This is a genomic window from Parabacteroides sp. 20_3 (assembly GCF_964238835.1).
GTDB classification, from domain to species: Bacteria; Bacteroidota; Bacteroidia; order Bacteroidales; family Tannerellaceae; genus Parabacteroides; species Parabacteroides distasonis.
The window spans coordinates 397,888-420,048 of record NZ_CAXSNO010000003.1 but is presented as its reverse complement, the minus strand read 5'-3'; the positions used below and the strand labels follow the sequence as shown (position 1 = coordinate 420,048).

14 protein-coding genes are annotated in these 22,161 nt (G+C 46.1%); 5 read left to right on the top strand and 9 right to left on the bottom strand.

What is annotated here, in order from left to right:
* Window positions 1-259: 259 nt before the first annotated feature.
* Window positions 260-1,927, bottom strand: coding sequence for a nucleoside kinase (locus ACESPU_RS08505; protein WP_373133274.1), 1,668 nt, complete (start codon window positions 1,925-1,927; stop codon window positions 260-262).
* An 83-nt stretch (window positions 1,928-2,010) separates the two neighbouring features.
* Here ACESPU_RS08505 and ACESPU_RS08500 point away from each other — a divergent pair, with 83 nt between their 5' ends.
* From ACESPU_RS08500 to map, 5 genes are all read left to right on the top strand, one after another.
* A complete protein-coding gene (locus ACESPU_RS08500) occupies window positions 2,011-3,696 on the top strand; it encodes a Na/Pi cotransporter family protein (protein ID WP_005863486.1) in 1,686 nt (561 codons plus the stop codon).
* 76 nt (window positions 3,697-3,772) lie between these two features.
* Window positions 3,773-5,155, top strand: a complete 1,383-nt coding sequence (locus ACESPU_RS08495) for a S41 family peptidase (protein WP_373133273.1) — start codon at window positions 3,773-3,775, stop codon at window positions 5,153-5,155.
* 11 nt (window positions 5,156-5,166) lie between these two features.
* A complete protein-coding gene (gene nagA / locus ACESPU_RS08490; RefSeq protein ID WP_022191854.1) occupies window positions 5,167-6,342 on the top strand; it encodes an N-acetylglucosamine-6-phosphate deacetylase in 1,176 nt (391 codons plus the stop codon).
* A 56-nt stretch (window positions 6,343-6,398) separates the two neighbouring features.
* The gene (locus tag ACESPU_RS08485) at window positions 6,399-7,412 is read left to right on the top strand and encodes an AI-2E family transporter (protein ID WP_005863489.1); all 1,014 of its coding nucleotides are present in this window, start codon (window positions 6,399-6,401) and stop codon (window positions 7,410-7,412) included.
* Window positions 7,413-7,483: 71 nt separating this feature from the next.
* Window positions 7,484-8,341: a type I methionyl aminopeptidase gene (gene map / locus ACESPU_RS08480; protein WP_087344667.1), complete on the top strand. Its 858-nt coding sequence runs from the start codon at window positions 7,484-7,486 to the stop codon at window positions 8,339-8,341.
* 12 nt (window positions 8,342-8,353) lie between these two features.
* Here map and ACESPU_RS08475 read toward each other — a convergent pair whose 3' ends face one another.
* The 8 genes from ACESPU_RS08475 to ACESPU_RS08440 all read right to left on the bottom strand — a co-directional run bounded on the left by ACESPU_RS08475 (window position 8,354) and on the right by ACESPU_RS08440 (window position 22,079).
* Window positions 8,354-11,857 (bottom strand): hypothetical protein, encoded by a 3,504-nt coding sequence (locus ACESPU_RS08475; protein WP_373133272.1) that lies wholly within the window; start codon window positions 11,855-11,857, stop codon window positions 8,354-8,356.
* 7 nt (window positions 11,858-11,864) lie between these two features.
* Window positions 11,865-12,668 carry a metal ABC transporter permease gene (locus ACESPU_RS08470; RefSeq protein ID WP_005863493.1) on the bottom strand — a complete coding sequence of 268 codons (804 nt, stop codon included), beginning with the start codon at window positions 12,666-12,668 and terminating at the stop codon, window positions 11,865-11,867.
* A 17-nt stretch (window positions 12,669-12,685) separates the two neighbouring features.
* On the bottom strand, window positions 12,686-13,105 hold the full coding sequence (locus ACESPU_RS08465; RefSeq protein ID WP_005860099.1) for a hypothetical protein: 420 nt from the start codon (window positions 13,103-13,105) through the stop codon (window positions 12,686-12,688).
* 35 nt (window positions 13,106-13,140) lie between these two features.
* Window positions 13,141-14,376: a 3-phosphoshikimate 1-carboxyvinyltransferase gene (locus ACESPU_RS08460; protein ID WP_009275210.1), complete on the bottom strand. Its 1,236-nt coding sequence runs from the start codon at window positions 14,374-14,376 to the stop codon at window positions 13,141-13,143.
* 548 nt (window positions 14,377-14,924) lie between these two features.
* Window positions 14,925-15,746 (bottom strand): alpha/beta hydrolase, encoded by an 822-nt coding sequence (locus ACESPU_RS08455; RefSeq protein WP_373133271.1) that lies wholly within the window; start codon window positions 15,744-15,746, stop codon window positions 14,925-14,927.
* 72 nt (window positions 15,747-15,818) lie between these two features.
* Window positions 15,819-18,155 carry a GH92 family glycosyl hydrolase gene (locus ACESPU_RS08450; protein WP_373133297.1) on the bottom strand — a complete coding sequence of 779 codons (2,337 nt, stop codon included), beginning with the start codon at window positions 18,153-18,155 and terminating at the stop codon, window positions 15,819-15,821.
* A 21-nt stretch (window positions 18,156-18,176) separates the two neighbouring features.
* The gene (locus tag ACESPU_RS08445; RefSeq protein WP_309431407.1) at window positions 18,177-19,337 is read right to left on the bottom strand and encodes a glycoside hydrolase family 130 protein; all 1,161 of its coding nucleotides are present in this window, start codon (window positions 19,335-19,337) and stop codon (window positions 18,177-18,179) included.
* A gap of 57 nt (window positions 19,338-19,394) precedes the next feature.
* On the bottom strand, window positions 19,395-22,079 hold the full coding sequence (locus tag ACESPU_RS08440) for a family 78 glycoside hydrolase catalytic domain (RefSeq protein ID WP_373133270.1): 2,685 nt from the start codon (window positions 22,077-22,079) through the stop codon (window positions 19,395-19,397).
* Window positions 22,080-22,161: the final 82 nt, after the last annotated feature.

Here is a 22,161-nt window from a genome sequence, read left to right as displayed (position 1 = left end):
TTTATCAACATGCAAATATAAGTTTTTAGTTTTAACAGTACAGCTATTAAACTATAATAGTTCTAAACAAGTGCATGATCTTTTGCCCGACGGATCATTGCCCGGCCTCCAAATAACAAACAGCTTAAATCCGGGCCCCGAAACATTTTGTCAAAAAGGGGTAACATAAAAACACGTACGTGTTTTCAAAAAAAGACGTACATGTTTTCGGAAAAACACGTACGTCTTTTTTTAAAGGCTTTATAGAGTCTGATTCTACCTAGTACTTGAAGCTTCCTCCCCCCAAGAATTCACGGAGCAAGGAAGTTCCCGGCAACTCTTCCGTAGGGATATAATTAAAGTAGCGAAGGAAACGAAGCAAACGATATGCCTCGGCATTCGCTTTATTGCTCTCGGGTACTTGCGCTAGGATCGGTTCCGCATATTTCCGCAAAGCGGCCAACTCATACAACATGGCGCTATTAAACATAGCGTCCGCATTCTCCTGATACGGAAAGATCCATTTATCCTCACCCCGGCGCACGCTCGGCCAACGGTTGATCGTATCTTCCGCCGAATATCCCCTAAAGCGATAATCCCGGATAATACGGCGCAGCAGGCGATTGTCCGTCGTCGGTATCCAATTATGGTTATCCAAAGAGATAGAGGTCAAGACCGAGACATATACCCGATATTTATATTTATCATCGATAAACTCCGTCAGTTCCGGATTCAAGGCATGAATACCTTCTATTACCAAAATCGAGTTCTCTCGAAGTTTTAACTTCTTTCCCTTGAAAATCCTTCGGCCAGACTCAAAGTTGAAACTAGGCAGCTCGATCTCTTCCCCGGATAACAACTTCTTCAAATCCTTATTAAAATAAGGTAAATCCAGCGCATACAAAGATTCAAAATCATACTCGCCATGCTCATCTTTCGGTGTATCTTCCCGATTCAAGAAATAATCATCCAAGGAAATTCCTACCGGATGAAGCAGGTTAGTCGTCAATTGTACTTGCAAACGCTTGCAAAACGTAGTCTTTCCCGAAGAAGAAGGGCCGGAGATCAAGACGATACGGATGCCCTCTTTATATCCATCGGCGATCTTTTCGGCGATCTTGGCAACCTGTTTTTCCTGCATCGCCTCAGAGACAAGGATTATATCTTGAGAGCGGCCTTTCTCTATCGCTAAATTCAAATCCCCCACATTATCTAAGCCGACAGTCCGCTGCAATGTAAGGTGTTCCTTATAAGCCTCGAACATCTTATCCTGCTTGATGACAGGCTGCAATTCCATCGGATCGGTCTGCTTCGGGATACGGAGCAAAACGCCATCCATATACGATTCCAAGTCAAACAATTGGATATAGCCGGTCGAAGGGGTTAAACAGCCATAAAAGAAGTTGATATAACCTTCCAACTCATAATAAGAGGTATAAGGCAATCCCGCCGTCTCTATTAAGCGAGCCTTATCATTCATACCCCGCTCCCTGAACAATACGGCGGCATCCACCGTACGGACACTCTTATGGAGGAAAGGAAGATCCGCGTCAATCAACTCCCACATACGTTTCTTGATCTTCTCGATCGTCTCCAGATCGATGTTCTTGCCGTTATGGATCACGCAATAGTAACCTTTCGACACCGGATGTTCCAGATTTAAGGTCGCCGTCGGCCAAATATCATACACCGCCTTGGAAAATATATGGCAAAGCGAGCGGACATAGGTTCTCAATCCGGATAATTGAGTATAGTCGATAAATTCGATATCCTTCGGTTGCCAGCAACGGAAGTTCAAGCTTTCCGTCTTATTATTCACTTGCGCGTTCATCGGCCTGTACCGAAGCGGAGCGCCAACCGCCGTATAAATGTCCAACAACGAAGAACCAATGGGTACATCCTTGTAGGTATTATTATTTTTGCAGTAAATTGTTATTGTCTCAGACATACTATCTCAGTTATTATTTGTAAATTCGCCCCCTAAAGTTAGGAATATTAATCGGATATACAATCCACTTAAACGTAATTTAAATGGACTATTCTTTTTTTGATTTTCTCCGGCTGATCGGCTCCTTGGCGCTGTTCTTGTACGGAATGAAGATCATGAGTGAAGGGTTACAAAAATTTGCGGGTGACAGTTTACGGCGAATACTAACCGCGATGACCACGAACAGAGTAACCGGTATGCTCACCGGGGTGTTAATAACGGCTCTTATCCAATCATCATCGGCTACGACGGTTATGGTCGTGAGTTTCGTGAATGCCGGACTCTTGACATTGACCCAATCCATCGGAGTCATTATGGGTGCCAACATCGGAACCACGGTAACGGCATGGCTTATCTCCGCCCTCGGTTTCAAGGTCGATATCGCCGCATTCGCCCTTCCCCTTTTAGCTTTCGCTCTCCCACTCTTCTTCTCAGGAAAAAGCTCTCGTAAATCAATTGGTGAATTTGTTTTTGGTTTCGCGTTCCTGTTCATGGGTCTTCAAAGTTTAAAGGCAAACGCCCCGGACCTCGGAGCGAATCCGGAAATGCTGGCTTTCGTGCAGAATTATACGGATATGGGATTTTTCTCCATCATCTTGTTCTTATTTATCGGAGCGATCTTAACCATGATCGTACAAGCCTCCGCCGCCACGATGGCTATTACATTGATTATGTGCGCCAACGGCTGGATCGATTACCATTTGGGAGTCGCTTTGGTATTAGGCGAGAATATCGGAACCACGATTACGGCCAACTTAGCCGCATTAACCGGAAACACACAAGCACGACGAGCCGCATTAGCGCACCTTGTTTTCAACGTTTTCGGTGTCATGTGGGTTTTGGTGCTCTTCTACCCTTTCACGAATGCCGTCTCATGGTTTGTTACCCACGTAATGAAGGTCAGTGATCCGGCTGTGGCGGTATCCTTTAAACTGGCAGCGTTCCACACTGCATTCAATATCAGTAATACTTTCATTATGATCTGGTTCGTAAGCTTGATCGAAAAGACCGTATGTACGCTTATCAAGCCCAAGGTGGAAGACGAGGAGTACCGCCTTCGCTATATCACGGGAGGTATGTTATCCACCGCCGAGCTTTCCATCCTACAAGCTCATAAAGAAATCTCATTATTCGCCGAGCGTACGGCTAGGATGTTTAATATGGTGAAAGAATTATTCTACGAGAAGAATGAGGAGACCTTCCTCAAGACTTATAGCCGCGTCGAGAAATACGAGAATATCAGCGACCGCATGGAGATCGAGATCGCGAATTACTTGACTGAAGTATCGGAAGGCCGTTTGAGTTCTGAAAGTAAGGAAGAAATCCGTATCATGCTACGTGCCGTCTCGGAAATCGAGAGTATAGCGGATTCTTGTAATAACCTTGCCCGAAGTATCAAACGCAGAAACGAGTTCAAATCCGAATTCACGGAGGAGCAAAACAAGCACTTGGATCATATGTTCGAGCTGGTATCCGGGGCGTTAAATCGCATGAACCTAATTTTGCATAAACCGGAACTCGTACATGATGACATCAATCCTTCTTATAACATAGAGAACGAGATCAACAACTATCGTAACCAGTTGAAGAGCCGGAATATCGAAGATATCAACAATAAGCTGTACCAATATCAAGATGGCGTTTATTACATGGACATGGTTAGTGAAAGTGAAAAGCTGGGCGATTATGTATTAAATGTTGTTCAAGCGGTTATCGAGAAGAAAATATAGCGTATATTTGTCCTTAACAATATCAACAGCCCTTTTCCGTTATTGAGAGAAGGGCTGTTTTTAATATATATCCACTATGAATTATAAATATTATACGATCGTTATCCTTGGCCTTTTAGCATTCTCCGCTTGCGAGAAAGATGATATTGACATTCCGGCAACCGACAATGAAGTGAATCAATGGATCGAGCAAACAATGCGAGAGAATTATCTTTGGTATTCCGAGTTACCGGATAAAAGTTCCTTGGACATTAGTCTTGATCCGGAGGCCTTCTTCAAGGGCCTGTTATCCGATAAAGACGGGAAAGATCTTCCTGAAGGCCATCATTACTTTTCCCAATTAGAGAAAGCGACCGTAACAAAGAGCATTTACGACGCGAACAACTCATATGGATTCGATTTCGCGACTTCCAACCTTAAAGACGGAGGCAGTACCTATAAAATAGCCATTGTCCTTTATGTATTAAAGGATTCACCCGCCGAAGAAGCCGGATTGAAACGGGGAGACTGGATACTTGGCGTAAACGGCTCCTTGGGTTCTATCCAAGACTATGATGTATTGAGAAGCGGAGGCAGCGTATCCCTCCAACTAGGAAAAGAAATAGGAAACACCAAGGGATTCGTCTCCACCCGAAGAGTTACCTTGAACGCATCCCGAACGGTAGAAGACACCCCATTCCTAAAAGATTCCGTATACACATATGGCAATAAGCGAATCGGCTATTTGATGTACAACCATTTCGCCTCCGGACCGGATGAATACGATTATAGCGACACAAGTTATAATCTTTATTTGCAACAACTCTTCGAAAAATTCAAAAGCCGCAACGTCAATGAGTTCGTACTTGATTTACGCTATAATGGGGGTGGGCTTGTCAATTGCGCCCAATTACTGGCTTCGCTATTAGTCCGTGAAAACGTTTTAGGAGAACCTTTATGTATCATGGAGTATAACGATAAAAACTCCAATAAAAATGAGACCTTGCCTTTACTCAAAACGACCGAGGTCATGGCGGGAAACTTAAACCTACAACGGCTATTTGTTTTGACAGGTTCAACTACGGCTTCTGCCTCCGAACTTATCATTAACTCGCTACGATCTTATCTAGACGTTCGGGTTATCGGTAAGCATACTTTTGGCAAGACCGTCGGTATGACGATCTACAATGAATCTAAAAAATATGGCTGGATACTTTCTCCCGTCACTTTCCATATTTATAATAAGGATCGGGAAGCTGATTATGAAGACGGATTTCATCCCGATATAGCTATTGATGAATTCAAGAGTGATCTAGCTGAATTCGGAGATTTGAAGGATCCTTTATTAGGACAAGCTATTTACGAGATAACCGGCCAGTCACCACTCTTACGATCCGCTACCCCGAGGGGCAACCGGGAAATCCAATATAATCCCCCGTTGTCCTATAAGGATAACTTATTACTGATTCCAAAAGACTAAAAACAAAATATATGGAAAGCGCATTTCTTAAAATCATAAACGCAAAAGTATTAACTCCTTCGGGCCTCCTACCAAACGGGCAAATCATCATCTCGGATGGGAAAATAGTGGAGATCACCGGGCAAAACCGGGAGATTCCTCATGCGGAGATCATCGACGCAAAAGGATATTATGTGGCTCCCGGCTGTATCGACACGCATGTACACGGCGGCAACGGACATGATTTCACGGAAGCTACCCCGAAAGCGTTCTATGCGATCACAAGAGCACATGCTTTACAGGGAACAACGACTTTATATCCTACATTGGCAGCGGCCCCTATCGAGACCTTCCGGGAAGCGATCAAGACCTGCGAGCACATCATGAACCACCCGGAACAGGGGGCCCGTATCATGGGATTACATCTCGAAGGCAACTATTTGAATATGGCTATGAAAGGCGGACAAGACCCTAATTATATTTACCCGCCCGATCCCCAAGAATATAAGGAATTACTAAACAGTACCCAATGTATTAAACGCTGGAGCGCCGCCCCCGAGCTTGACGGAGCTTTGGAATTCGGTAAATATGCGTCAGCTCATGGTGTGTTGGTTTCACTAGCCCACACCACAGCCGATTATCTCCAAGTGAAAAAAGCATACGAAGCCGGATTCACCCATGCTACCCACTTCTACAATGCCATGACTTCCGTCCATAAAGACCGTGAGTATAAACATGAAGGAACGGTAGAAGGTATTTATCTCATGAAAGATATGACCGTTGAAGTTGTAGCCGATGGTATCCACGTACCACCAGCAATCTTAAAGTTGGTATATCAAATCAAAGGGGTAGAACGTACCTCCTTAATCACGGACGCAATGGCTGCCGCCACTTGCGATAACGGTACGGAACATTTTCCGGACTCCCGGGTAATTATTGAGGAAGGCGTATGTAAATTAGCCGATCGCTCAGCTATCGCAGGAAGTATAGCTACCGGAATCCGTTTGATCCGTACCCTAGTCGAGAAAGCGGAAATTCCATTGCACGACGCTGTTCGTATGGCTTCCGAAAGCCCGGCCCGCCTAATGGGTATTTTAGACCGTAAAGGAACATTGGAGAAAGGAAAGGATGCCGATATCATCATTTTCAACAACGATATAGAGATTCAAGAGACCTTCATCGAAGGTAAACGGCTCTCCAAAGAATAAGAAATCCAATAAACAATGACTTCTCCTATCTTGTTTTTAGATAAATAAGGGCATGAATGTATATGGAAAACGTAAAAGAACATTACTGGAGATACTCATTGATCACCATTATATTAGGACTAGGGGTAATTCTATTTTTTAAGATTACCCCGTTTCTTGGAGGTATACTTGGAGCATTCACCATCTATATATTGCTGCGTGGACAGATGTTCCATCTGACAGAAAAGCTAAATATGAGACCGGCTTTTGCAGCTTTACTGTTACTGGGGGAAACAATCTTATGTTTCTTAATCCCAATCACATTGGCGATCTGGTTGGTAATCAACAAAACTCAAAATATTAATTTAGACCCGACTGTACTGCTAAATACAGGCCAACATATAGCGGATCTAGTTCAGGAAAAGACCGGGTTTGATGTACTGGATAGAGGAAACTTATTAAAAGCGGCCTCTATACTCCCACAAATCGGACAGTTTTTAGTGGGTAGCATAAGCAGTTTCGCCGTAAATGTCGTCGTCTTGATTTTCATTCTGTACTTCATGCTGATAGGCGGAAGAAAAATGGAAAACTATCTATACACCTTATTCCCCTTCAGTGATCAAAACAAGGATGAGGTACTCAACGAGATCAATATGATCGTAAAATCAAACGCCATAGGTATCCCTCTTTTGGCGGTTATACAAGGTATCGTAGCGGTGATCGGTTACTTTATCTTTCAGACTCCCGATCCGCTGTTATTTGGGTTTCTCACTTGTATCGCTACGATCATTCCCATTGTAGGGACCGCATTGGTCTGGGTTCCGTTGGCGGCTTATATGGCTTTAAACGGAGATTGGGTACATGCCTTGGGATTGGCTATTTATGCCTTGCTTGTCATTACGAACGTCGATAATCTGATTCGTTTTATCCTACAAAAGAAGTTGGCGGATATACATCCGTTAATCACCGTCTTCGGAGTCGTAATCGGGTTGTCCTTATTCGGATTTATGGGGATCATCTTCGGGCCGTTGTTATTATCCTTATTCCTTCTTTGTATAGATATCTTCAAGAAGAGCTATTTGGATAAATAAAGAGTATCTACAGGACAGGGTATCTTAAAAAGTCATACCTTTACACTACATTTTGAGTAAAACGAATTAATATGTCACGTAGAACAGTAAACAATTGGAAGCCTATCAAGGGGCAACCTCTCACCGAATTAGACAAGAAAATCCTATATATCCAAAATAAAGGACATTTAGTACCCACCCGCAAGCTTATCAAGACTCCAGAGCAGATTGAGGGCATCCGCAGAAGTAGCGTGATCAATACAGGGGTGCTGGATTTAATCCAGAAGGAGATTAAAGAAGGTATGTCTACAGCTGTTATCGATAAATTGGTGTATGATTATACGGTAGGGCATGGAGCGATTCCAGCCCCCTTAAACTATGAGGGGTTCCCTAAAAGTGTATGTACCTCTATCAACGAGGTCGTTTGTCACGGTATTCCCAGTGAGAAGGAGATCCTAAGAGACGGTGACATTATTAATGTGGATGTCTCAACGATTTTAGATGGTTATTATTCGGATGCGTCCCGCATGTTCATGATCGGGAACGTATCTCCGGAAAAGCAGAAATTGGTACAGGTCGCCAAGGAATGTCTGGAGATCGGTATAAAAGCGGCGAAGCCGTTCGGATTCGTCGGTGATATAGGCAACGCTATTCAAAAGCATGCGGAGAAAAACGGATTCTCTGTCGTACGGGATTTATGCGGACATGGCGTCGGTCTGGAATTCCATGAGGAACCGGAAGTTTGTCATTTCGGACGGAAAGGAACTGGGATGCTTTTAGTTCCGGGTATGGTCTTTACGATCGAGCCTATGATTAACATGGGTACTTGGAAAGTATTTATCGACGAGGAAGACGGTTGGACAGTCATCACCGAGGATGAACTACCCTCCGCCCAATGGGAACATACCTTCTTGATGACAGAGACAGGATTGGAAATTCTTACCTATTAATATCTAATGCAATTAACGCTTCCGGGCCTTTTCCCGGGCGGCCTTTTCCTTTTCCCGCAAGGCTTCCTTGCGGGCTTTTTCTTTCTCTTTCAATTTTTGCTTGTATAAGCGTTCCTTCTCCTTACGTTCTTTTTCTTTCTCTTTCAAGCGTTGCTTATAAGCACGTTCCTTTTCCTTACGAAGGTCCTCACGAGCTTTCAGTTTCGCCTTACGATCCGCTTCCGCTTGTTTCAGCTTGGCTTTACGGTCGGCTTCCAGCTGTTTCTCTCGATCAGCCTTCGCTTTCAACAGGGCACGTTCTTCCTCCGCTTGCTTCTTGAGAAGTTCTTCCTGTTCTTTCGCTTTCTGCTCACGTAATTCCTTATCCGCCTTTTGCTGAGCCTCGAAAGCCTTACGAGCCTCTTCCTTGCGGGCTTCTTCTTCGGCAGCTTCCCGTTTACGGATCTCTTGGATTTCTTTCAAGGTCATGCCTTGATCCTCAACCGCCGGCTGAACAACAGGAACCGTATCCTTACGAAGGGTATCGACACGCTGGATTTCCGGCTTGTCAAACGCAGGGACCTCAATCGTATCCGGGACGACTGGTATAGGCTGTATCTCGGGCTGTCGGACAGGTTCTTGAACAGGCTGTTGTTCCTCTTCCGGAACTTCGGCTTCTTCCTCCGTGATCATTTCATCTTCAGTCGCCTCCTCCTCCTTAGCGGCTTCCATACGGGCTTTCCAACGACCTGCCAGATCCGGTAATTCCTCACCGAAGCTCTCATCGAAGAAGGTGATATATTCATCCAAGGTCTTGCCACGCATCAAGGTCTCATAATTATCATCAGAGATCGGTAACACGGCAACCGCTTTATTCAAGGCCGTAGCATAGCCATCCTTACCGTATATCATCTTATAATATTGGATAATCTCCTCAAAACTAATGAATCCTTTAATCGCCAGCATACTGATCGGGCCGGCCTGCTCCAAAGCCAAATCAAACTCTTTCACCATGAAGTTCGCGAAGTTATAAGCGGCGACGGCGAATAGCAACTGATTCTGATCTACGCTACCCGTAGGATATACCAAAAGCATCTGATAAGGCGTGTTCCGTTCCGGATTAAATACACGGGCCGAATCCTCGGCAGATAACATACCATCCTCGCCCAAACCGAATCGTAAGTTCCAACTCATACCTTTCACACCGCCCTGCACCAAGGCACGTCCCCGAAGAACACCTTTCAACATCTCCCCGGCCAGTTCCGTGACATCCGCGTTCGGATACTTCTCGACCAGCGCTTTCAAGGCATTCTTAAAGCCTTCCGCATCCCCGGCCTGCACATATGATAACGCATCCAAGAACATGAATTTAGGCATCAATGTAGCCAATGGATATTTCTCGCTTACGTACCGGAAACTCTTACGGACATACGCTGTATCGCTCTCCAGATAGCGGCCGTAAGTAGCTTGATAGATCGAGTCTTGTACCACATCCATCATGCGGATATTATACTCGTAATTCGGATCAGCCACAGCTACCGCATAATCGCTTTCCGGGAAGGCGTTCATTAGTTTATTCTTATACTCGGTAGCCAACGCTGTATTTCCGGTTTTCAGGGCCATCAAATATACTTGATAATAGCTCTCCAAACGGTGCTCATTATCCGGGAAACGGCGTTCCAAATTCTCGAACGCCTCGACAGATAAGGGGATATCCTCCAACTTATCCTTATAGATCATCGCCATATTGTAAAGGCCATCTATAATAATAATGTTAGAGGCGTCTATATCCTCTTGCGTGAAAGGTAACTGCTGTAGGTAATACTCACGGGTATGCGGATCATCGGCGGCAACAGCCGGCAGGTCACCGCCTATCGAATCGGTCGGCAACGGCTCACCGTCCGGCCCTACAGTGGAATCTCCTTCAGCCAACATCTCCTCATCCAGATTCTCATTAAAGGTAGAGAGTTCCTTCTTACGGCGGCGCCAGTGATCTTCCAACGGACGACGTCCCCATTTACGCTGGAACTGTGTCTTTCCTTGCGCTACGGTCTGAGGGTTATAGAAATAGAAAGACGCTCCACCGGACGCGTTCGGCAAGACAACAGCGTTGGTTTCCGTACCGGGACGGTCGATTCCGGTGCCTTTCGCTTCCTGCTCGGCCAGATAAGCCTCCTTCTCAGCCAAGGCTTTCGCCTCTTCCTCCTCTTTCTTTACCTCCTCAATCTTCTTATCGATAATCGCTAACCGCTCCGCTTCCGGTAATTTAGCCAAGGCTTGCAAACTGTCTTGAAGATGGACCGCTTCTACATGCACGACCAATTCATCCAGAATCGCCGACAATTTAGAAACCCGTTCATAATCCCTGTATTCCTTTTGAATTCCGGCTAAGGCCCCGCTAAAGCAAGGTTGCGCTTTCACGTAATCCCGCATCGTAAAATAGATATCTCCCAGCTTTATCTGGCAGATCGCCTTATCCATTCCATTCAATGTACTCTTATCGATACCGAGTTGATAGTTCTTTATGGCATTCACCGTATCTTCCCGGCTGAGGTATACATTTCCTAAAGCATAGTATACTTGATCCAGATAATCCTTATTCTTCTGGCTTTTCGCCATTTTCTCGAGCATCTTCACCACTTTCAAGTAATTCGTACCCGAGAATACTTCTGTCTGACGGATACGTGAGGCAAATTCCAACTCATACGGAGGATTCGAACGGGCTACCTCACCAAAGGTCTTATAAGCCAAGCCATCTAATTCTTGATCCGCATAGATTTGTCCCAAAAGATACTTCATCCGGGTACGTTGCTTCCGGTTTTTCTCCGCCTTGATAGCGGTCTTCAGATAAGGGATGGCATCCTCGAACTGCCCGTTCTTGATCAAATAATCGGCATACACCGCCGCATATTGCTTCAAGGCGGAAGCAGGAATACCGTTCTTGTTCATCTTATCCAAGATATCCTCGGATTCATAGAACCAACCCATCTCGGAATAACAACGGGCTTGCCACAAACGGGCCTCGGCCACGACCTCCTCGTCCTTCGCGTAATGACGGGCTATATAGGAAAAGGTAGCGGAGGCTTGCAGGAAATCGGCATTGTAGAATTGCGCCTGTCCCATGATCAGCCAACTATTCTTTAAGAAAGGGTTATATTCCTCTTGTTCTTGGATAGCACGTAGTTTGGGATTATTCCGCCAGCCCGGTTTCTTGGCCGGTTTCGCTTTTATGGAGTGTAGTTTAATAGCTTTATTACTTTTCTCGATCGTCCGGTCGAAAGGGCCGCCCGGCTCGGCTTTGTCTTTAGGCTGGGCGCTAATCGGATACATATAGATCCTGTCGGAATAGTTCTCTTTATATCCGTCCTGTTGGCTTTTCAGTGCCTCGTCAAAGGCTTGTTTTCCATTGAAATAAATATTATAACGGGTCGTAAAGGCATGATAAAAACGGCTCGCTTTCGTGTTCTTCTTCGTGCTGCACGACCAAAGCAAGAGTACCGTTAATAACGCCACTATGTAATAAAACCCTTTTTTCATTCTTTAATTAACGCCGTAACAACGGTTTTATTGCTTTCAAGGCCAAAAAGAGGACCACCAAAAACAAGATGATAAACGCACCGGAAGGCACGTTCAGGAAATAAGAAAGAACCAGTCCGGACACGCAACCCAGAAAGCCGATCGCGATACTTCCCCATATGATCTTCTTGAAGTCGGAAGTAAACAGGTTTACCGTTATTTGAGGCAAGGTCAGCAAACTCATCAATAGCATAATCCCTACCAAACGGATCGAAAGAACAATTGTCATGGCGATAAAGCACATCATCGTATACTCGATCCATTTTACCGGTAGGCCTTGCGTGACAGCGAAGTCACGATCGAACGCCACGTAAACAATCTCACGGAGGAAAAGGGAGAATATGAGTATCAACAATACCACCAACCCTAAAATCCATAAGATATCGGCCGTAGAGATCGTTAATATATTGCCAAATAAATAAGCGGATAGATTCGGGGCGTACCCCGGGGTAAGAAAGATGAAAATCACGCCCAAAGCCATACCCAGCGACCATACGCCCGCTATAGCGGAATCCTCCCTTACGTTTTGCGTCTTGCTCGCCCACTCCACGCCAAAGGCAGAGAGGATCGAAAACAACATCGCCATCAAGATCGGGTTTGTTCCCAGATAAAAACCCAAGCCCAAACCTCCGAACGAAGCATGCGTGATCCCTCCGCTGATAAATACCAACCGGCGGGATACGATGTAAGTCCCGACAATCCCACAAGCGATAGCGGTTAGCAAGCTCCCGATCAAGGCATTCTGAAAAAAGGCATATTGCAATAAATCCATATGATTCGTTTCCTAAATTAATGAGTACGGCGTTCGCCAATGATCAGGAATGCCTCATCCTTCAAGGCATCTGGCAAATTGATCCCTCGCAATTGCAGGCTACGGAGCCAACCGGCCACCTCCACTTCCCGGAGGGTATAAAGCACTTCACTAAACTCCTCAACGGCTTCCTCATCGTAAGCGTCCGCTTCCACTCCTTGGAACCGATCCAGTTCCTCATCGTTATAATATTCGATTTTCTTGCTGACGGCGGCTAATAAACTATCCCGCTCGCAAGTCTCATGTTGTCCGCAGCAAACCTCCGGAATCTCCTGTGCCTCGGGGATCTCCGAGATCTCCCCCCGTTCCAGCATCTTCTGAAGTTTCTTATTCCGGAAATACCCGGCGATAGCGGCTACGACACCCAGACCTATAAGACTTATGACAATGTACCACATAATTCAATTGAAAGTTGAGAATTGAAAACTGAAAATTAAAGGGCTGATTCCCTAATAGAGAAACCAGCGGCCTTAAGATCTTCCCAATAATGGGGATAACTCTTGCTGACCACTTGCGGGTGGGCGATCTCTATCCCCTCGGGACGTACCAAAGCGGCGGGAGCGAATGACAAAGCCATCCGATGATCCTCGTAAGTGGCGATTACCGGATGCGACTCCGGTTCCCTGCGTTCACCGTTCCACTCCAAGATGCTATCATTGCGATCCGTCAACACATAACCTAATTTACGAAGCTCTGTCTTCAATGCCTCGATCCGATCCGTCTCCTTGATCTTCAATGATTGAAGTCCCGTAAAGCGGAAAGGGATATTTAATAACACGCAAGTCACCACAAAGGTTTGAGCCAAATCCGGTTCATTCACGAAGTTATAAACCAACTTCTCACAGATATTTCCAGTATGCTTTAACACGACTCCACGTTTCGTATAAGTAGTGCCCACTCCCAATTGAGCGAACAACTTCGCTCCGGCGGCATCTCCCTGCAAGCTATTCTTGAATAAACCTAACAATTCGATCTCAGCATTTTTCGATAACGCCATGATCTCATACCAATAAGAAGCGGCACTCCAATCGGATTCCACCGTAAAACGAATCGGCTTATACTCTTGGGGAAGTACTTTGATCGTATTCTCCGTCCAAGAGGCTCTCACTCCATATTGCTCCATCAATTGCAAGGTGATATGGATATAGGGCCTAGAGATAATAGCGCCCTCCAAATGCAACGTAACCCCATTTTCTGTTAACGGGGCGATCATCAAGATAGCGGATATATATTGAGAGCTAACATTTCCCGGTAGCGAAATCTCTCCGCCTTGCAAGGCGCTTCCGAAAATACGCAAAGGAGGATAACCCTCCTTCTCCATGTACTCGATCCGGGCGCCTAAAGCGTTCAGCGCATCCACCAACACCTTGATCGGACGGTTCTTCATGCGTTCGGTTCCCGTAATCGTCCATTCGCCCACCACCTTCGAGAGGAAAGCAGTAAGGAAACGCATCGTCGTACCCGCCGCACCCACATTAAAATCCCGATCGTTCGAGTTTAATGCCTTTACCATCAAATTTGTATCATCGCAATCGGATAAGTTCTCCACATCGTATGCGCTATAACTTAGCGCATTCAAGATCAATGCCCTGTTACTGATACTTTTAGAAGCGGGAAGCTTTACGGTAGTCCGGATAGCGGAACCCGGAGCATCTATCTGATAATTCATCGCTTTCGTATATTCAAGATTCAAGAGGCAAAAGTACGAAAATTAGCGTACATATGGAGTATAACAGCGGGAAACTTTCTTTATGCTTCTTTTCGAATGCGAATCGTGACAAGGCATTCGTTTGAATCGCCCCAACCAGTAGACGTGAAGGGCAATAAAACGCCCTTTTAAGTGAGAATATTCCCGTTTTCAGGCACGAAAGGCGACAAAAGCCTACACGTATAGTCGCGTTGGGCGACGCCAATACTGCCGTTAGGCATTATAAACAGTCACGAATAGGGTTGTCAGTAGTCGTGAATAGGCATCGTAACCCGGTTAGAACCCAGTCGTAACCCTATCGGATAGCCCGAAGAAGTCAATGGATATGAATTAGGATGAATTATTTTCGCTAGAATGAAAGGCGGTTTTTCGGTATTGTATTATCAATGAACGAATTATTGTTTTTTTCTTGCGTATTAGGCAACGAGTCGTACATAGTCCCGGAAAAATCGGTTCTCCGGGACTTTAGTTTACAAAATGTCAGAATGTCAAATCGCCAAACGGTCTTATCACAAGGCCTTCATCTTCAGGAAATGCTTCCAGAAAAAGAGGATCTGGTAATCAATAGAATTATTCCAGTATTGTGAATCATGATTACCCGGGCGAGTGATAAAGTCGTGGTCGATGCCTTGTTTTAATAACGCCTCGTGGTAGTTCTTATTCACCTCCAAAAAGAAATCGCTGTCACCGCAATCGAAGATCAAAGCGATCTGGTCTTTCCTCAAGGTTGGAACCAAATTGATAACCGTGTACTTCTCCCAGTTTTCCGGATATTTCGCCTTCTCGCCTATTTGCACGCTCATCTCCCAGTTTTTCGGGAAAGGGCGGATATCCACGCCACCGCTGGTACTTCCCGCAGCGGAGAAAACATCGCTATGACGAAGGCCATTCCACATAGCGCCATGTCCACCCATGCTCAAGCCGGTAATAGCACGTCCCTTACGATCGGCCACTGTCTTATAATGGGAATCCACGTATTTCACCAACTCATTCGAGATGAAAGTCTCATACCGTACATCAGCGTTCAAAGGGCTATCCCAATACCACGTATTCTTACCATCCGGGCATACGAAAAAGATGCCCTTCTCATCAGCGATCTTAGGTAGATCCGGCTTGATACTGACCCATGTACGAGCGTTACCGCCATAGCCATGTAACAAATAAATCACCGGACACGCTTTCGTCGCGGCCACATCCGGACTTACCACAACTACCTCTATACTTTTATTCATCGAAGGACTTTTCACTTGCAAAGTATCTACCTTCGCTGCCTGTAAACCGAGCGGAAGCAAACAAACCAACGCTACCGCTACCTTTTTCATCCAATTCATATCAGTGAATATTAATGATTAATTCCCCGTAGCCTTGTTTTCAAGGAACTACGGGGACAAATATACAGATTTCTACTCGATGCCCCAAGTCTTGTCCGGTGTAGGCCCCATCTCCAATTCTAGTACGCCACCTTTCATGATATCCCTATAATCAAGATAGCATCTCGTATAATCCATCCCGTTTAATTTAGCGGATTGGATATAGGTGTTTTCCGGGGTATTTCGGTTGGCTCGTATGATAAATGTATTCCCTTCGCCAACCTGAATCTCGGTCTTCTCAAAAACCGGGCTGGATATCTCATAGCGAGTATCTCCCGGACAAATCGGATACAAACCACATGCCGCCAATACATACCAAGCGGACATCTGACCGACATCCTCGTTTCCAACCAAGCCTTCTACCTTATTCTTATACGCCTTATCGCAAATGAAACGAGACCATTTCTGGGTTTTCCACGGCTGTCCCAAATGATTGTACAAGAAAGGCACATGATGAACCGGCTCGTTCGCATGATTGTAATAAGCGTTCCACAGGAAATCCGTAGGCGTCTTGTCGAACATCGTATCCAGATCGGCAATCACCCGTTCCGTTCCTCCCATCAGTTCCACCATACCCGGAATATCGTGAGGCACGAACCACCCCTGTTGCAGCTCATTGCATTCCATACAGCCGTACCATTCCTTCAGCTTACCCTCTTCCGGCCAAGCCTCAAACCGGCCATTCGCTTCTCTCGGGCGGAAGCTATGTTTCTCCGCATCATATAAATTCCGGTAAGACTGAGCCAACTTCGCATAATAAGCCGCATCCTCCTGTTTTCCTAATGATTTCGCCAACTGAGACATACACCATTCCGTATACGCATACTCCAAGGTCTTGGAGATACTCTGCGGATTCGGGGTATAGCCCAACTCCGCATTCCCGAACATTCTCGAGGTTTTATCCGCATACCGATAAGCCTTTTCCATATCCAAGCTACAAATACCTTTCGCATAGGCATCCGCCAAGACCGATATAGCCGGATTTCCTAACATACAACCGCTATAGGCGTTCAACAACTCCCAGCGCTCATAGTACTCACGCCCACTCTCCTCGGCCATCGTTGTCAATGATTTCAACAAATCATTCACCAATACCGGATTAATAATCGTTTGCAAAGGCATCTGACTACGGAACACGTCCCAACCGCTAAAGATCGTACGTTTCGTGAACGTATCCGACTTATGCGCTTTTCCGTCCGCACCCATATACTGACCATCCACATCCGTGTAAATCCTCGGATCGATCATCGTATGATACAAGGAAGTATAGAAGATCACCTTTTGCTCATCCGTTCCACCGCTGACATCCATCTTAGCCAAAGCCGTATCCCACAACGAGCGGGCACGAGAACGTACCGCGTCAAAATCCCAATCCTTGATCTCCGCTTTCAAGTTCTTTTCCGCACCCTCCAAGCTTACAAAGGAAATACCGGCCTTGAAAAGAACCTCCTCATTCGCTTCGGTCTCAAACTCCGTAAAGAACCCGAGGTGCTCACCCTCATATGCCTTTGGTCTCTCCGAAATCTTCGCGTTCGCTGTCAATGTCTGGAAAGCCGGGCTCTCCACGAATTCCCGATGCCGATCCTGCCCTGCCGGGATATCCACGCTCCATACGCCATAATCTTTCAACGGTTTGGAGAACTGCGCATAAAAATACACGGTATACCGGGAAGAACCCTCACCATTCCCCCAGCCTCCGCCTTCCGGCGTACATTCCATTCGTCCGGCGATCGTATGGTCATCTATCACTTGAACCGCCTGATACGTAGAAGTACCTCCTACACGACGGGCTAAGTCCAACTGGATGCGGGACTGCTTATTCTCGGGGAAAACGAATCTCAGCATACCGCTATGAGGAGCCGCTGTCGCCTCCGCTTGTATCTGGTAATCGCTTAGCAATACCTTATAATATCCAGCCTTGGCCTCCTCGGAAGATTTATCATACCGGGAACGATACCCGGCTACGCCCCCCTCTTTTCCCGAGTTCGTGCGCAGATCGCCCACGGTAGGCATTACCAATAAATTACCCAGATCACCGTACCAACCGATACCACTCATTTGCGTAAAGGCGAATCCCTCGATCGTCTCATGCTCGTAGCTATATCCGGAACCATTGTCGCCCCCTGTAATCGTATTCGGACTTACCTGTACCATACCGAAAGGGGTAGTCGCACCGGGGAAGGTCTTCCCCAAGCCATGGTAAGCACCGGCCGCCTCCGTATTCGTACTCGCCCCGATAAAGGGATTTACATAATCAGAGAAATGGACCTCCTCGATAGTCCGGGTCGGACCGGAACAGGCAGTTCCCACCAACGCGAGCGATAACGCCGTGGTCGTTATCCATTTCAAGTTTCTTGCAAGTTGCATCATTATTTCTATCCTCATTATACTTTAAAAATTCAATTGTTTATCCGATACAGCTACCGCCACGAATGAATCTGCACAGCCATAATACAGATACCATTTATTCTGGTAATAGACCAGTCCTTCCACGAATACCGTACCCGCAGGGTATTGGCCGCTTTTCTCAAAGTCATCCGTCGGTTGCAAGAAAGGCTTATCCAGACGACCGATCAATTTCGTCGGGTTATTTACATCGAACAATGCTTGTCCGGCACAATAAGAGTTCGCCGGATAAGCGGTATCCCCTTTTTCTCCCGGTTCGTTTTTACCATTATACAACAGAACGATACCATCCTTCGTCAAGATAGCGGGAGGTCCACATTCGGTCAACTGGCTATCGAAATAGCCGGAACGGGGAGAGAACAATTTAAGCAACTCACCATTCTCATCCAACAGTGGGTCCCAATCGGTCAAATTATCGGAGGTAGCCGCATATACGTTCTTCTCCCCCCAGTACATGAAATACTTGCCATTCACTTTCGCAATGACCTGCTTATCTCCCTTTAAAGTCGTGACTAGCGATGCGGATTTAGTCGCCTCATCCTTGAATTTGCCATTATAGGCTTTCTCAAAAGCCGGACCGAACTTCGTCCAGTGTTTCAAATCCTTTGAGGTCGCCACCGCCAGACGAGGCACCTTGCGGTTCCATTGCGTATATAGCAAGACATACGTACCATCCTCGGTCATAGCGATACGAGGATCTTCCGTACCTCCGGGACATTCGTTCTCCGCTTGATTATCTTTAGCCGGATAAAAAGCAGGCTCCGTATCCCTCTCGAAATGGATACCGTCAGTAGAGGTCGCATATCCCAAACGGGAAGTCCGGGAACCGATTCCTTGAGCGGAGTTATCTTCCGCACGGTACATCACCACGATCTTCCCATCGTAAATCGTAGCCGCCGGATTAAATGTGTCACTCTCCTCCCATGCTACAGAATCTTCCCGCATCGGGCAATAAAACTTAGTTGGCAATGGCTTAATTACCGGATTCACACCAGCCGGACGCACAAACCCGTCCAAGCACCAAGCCGTCTCCGATGCAGTTTCCGACACAGCTTCCACCATCTGATCTTTCTTTTGAGAGCCGCAAGCTACGGTCACCAATCCCAATAAGCCGAAAGCAGAGGCTAATAATGTTTCTTTAATCATGTTATATTCGTAGTATTAAGTTATGTTTATTTCCAAAAGAAGGGAATCATATGATTCCTATTCCGCAGGCAGCGATAGCGTGTGTTTTCCACTTTCCAACAAGATCGAACCCGCCGATATTTCTACATTATTCCCATCTAACACACAATTCGATACGTTAAATGGAGCGATAAAGGTCGCCGTACTATTCGCTGGTATCTCCAGATCAAGGGAAAGCGATTGGTTCTCCATAGTCCAAGACACACGTGCCGTACCGTAAGGGGTCTCTCTCGCCACCCTCGCCCACGTCACGCCATTCGGTATCTGAGGTTTGATAAAGAAATGTTTATAGCCCGGCTCATCCTCATCCGGCAAGATCCCTCCGATCGCCTGACAGAACCAAGCGCCAATGCCATTGAAACAATTATGAACCTTACTACGTTCTCCCGACCAGTATTCCCAAGTCGTAGAAGCCCCTTGATCGATCATATATAGATATCCCGGTTGCTCTCTCTTTTTCAGCATGGAATAGAGAAAATCAGCCTCTCCGTTCTTTATCGCCCAATCGGTCAAGATCGTAACACCCACCAAACCGGAACCGATATGGCCTTTACAATTCTCCAAAGTCTCTCGATATAAACCTTCCTTTACCTCGGGCATATGCTGTTCATCTGTCACGCCGACCAACATCGGATAAATCCGATCGATCTGGGAGCCTGTAGCGTACTGTTTCTTCTCCGGATCATAGAAAGTCTTCTGGATAAGCTCGTTCAATCGTTGGCGACGCTCTTTATACTTAGCGGCATCCTCCGCTTTCCCCAATACCTTCGCGATCTTCTCCATCGTAGTGAGGCAATCGCTTATAAAGCAGTTGCTAACCAGATCTACCGATGACTGCGCCGTATAATCGACACCCGCCGGAGCCAACCAATCCCCTAAATACCATGCCCGATAATCCGTATCCGGCCAACGTTTCAGCAACCCATCGACCGTATACGCATCCACATAACGCAACCAATGTCGCATAACCGGATAATATCGCTCGATCAGACGGCTATCCCCATAATTCAAATAAGTCTGCCACGATCCCGTGATAATAAAACCACACCAATACGGACCACCTCCCGCCGGGTATGGATTCGGTACGCAATGCGGCATGCCCCCATCCTCACGGATGCAATCCTGCCACATCTGCATCCAGTTCATATACACGGAAGAGCCCTCATACAATGTCTGGAAACTCTTACAAGAGGCATTTCCATCCCCACCGTATCCCATACGCTCATAATGCGGGCAGTCTACGATATAACCACTGAAAGCTAGGTTCTTGAAAGTATATTTGATCATCGCATAGATAGCATTCAAGTCCGGATCCGAGCACTCGAAAGACGAGGCATCCTTATAATCCGTATGAATCAGATAGCCAGTTACCTCCTCGGGAGCTTTCGCCAAACCGGATATCCTTATATATTGAAACGCATGGTGGTTAAATTTATTTCGGAATACCTCTTTGCCTTGTCCGGAACCGATATACCAATCCTCATACTGTCCGTTCTCCTCTTGTGGCTTGAAATCTTCGTTTTCATTTAACCAATCCGTATATTCCATACGGACCCGGTGGCCTTCCGGTAATTTTGGGAAACTCAGCTCAACCCAACCATTTAACGCCTTTCCCATATCTACGAGCCAAATACTGTCCCCTATTTGTTTGATTCCTTTGGGACGGATAATCTCTTGTATTCGATTAGGCTCACACATCTGGGGACTTACCTCTATCCCGGGTACCTCCACCTCCAACACCGGCGTCCAATCCAGTTTGTCAAGCGTAGCCGTTGTTAAATCCGGCAACGCCTTCCGCCCATCCACACATTCACCCCCGAATTGATGGGGATACCAAGTACCGGTACCGGTCTCACCATACATACTTCCCCGGCCTTCCCAAGAGCTATCCGTAACGAGTAGCGTACTTGCGGTACCATTTGCTTGGATCTCGTCCAATCGCAGTTTAACCAACGGCCCATCATGAACGGCATTAAAAGTAGCTTTTCTGTACCAACCACGGCCCAACCAGAGCAATAAGTCGTTTATTCCCTGCTTTGCGTACGGCGTAAGATCGTACGTCACCGATAATGATCTTTTGTTTAATTGAGATACCGCAGGCGAGAGAACATCTTCTGATACCTTCCTCCCATTTAAATAGATCTCATGATACCCTAAGGAGTTTACATGAAGGAGTAATGTGGCATCACGGTCTTGAAGCTCGAACTTCTTCCTTAACATCGGATTCTTCTCATCCGGCATCCCTATATATTTCCCTTGCCATTCCGCTTTATCCAAAAGCCCGATCCCAAAGCGATTGATTGGACTCCAATCCGAGGATTCCCCCTTATTGTCCCATACCCGGACTTTCCAATAGGCCAGCACACTAGATCGCAACTCTTTTCCTCGATAAGGGACCATCACGGAAGCGGACGATTCCACCTTACCTGAATTCCATAGATCGGCTTTGCCTTGAGCCAGCAAGGAACTATCCGTGGCTACTTGTATCTCAAAATACGCTTGCCGCATAGTTTGCCTGTCTGTCTCGATTTTCCAGCTAAAATGGGGATGAGTATTGTCGATCGCAACCGGATTCTCCAAGTTCTCACAACGAAGATCTTTTAAGAGGATCCTCCGCCCGGATTCACAGCCCGACATCAGTAACAATAGGGTCACAAAGTAGATAGATATACATTTCATGATAAATAGATTGAGATTACGCATGAATATACTTTCTAATGGCTTACGATACTTATATCCCCGATAAATATTAAGATTTATTAAACAAGAAAGGCGAGCCACTCGC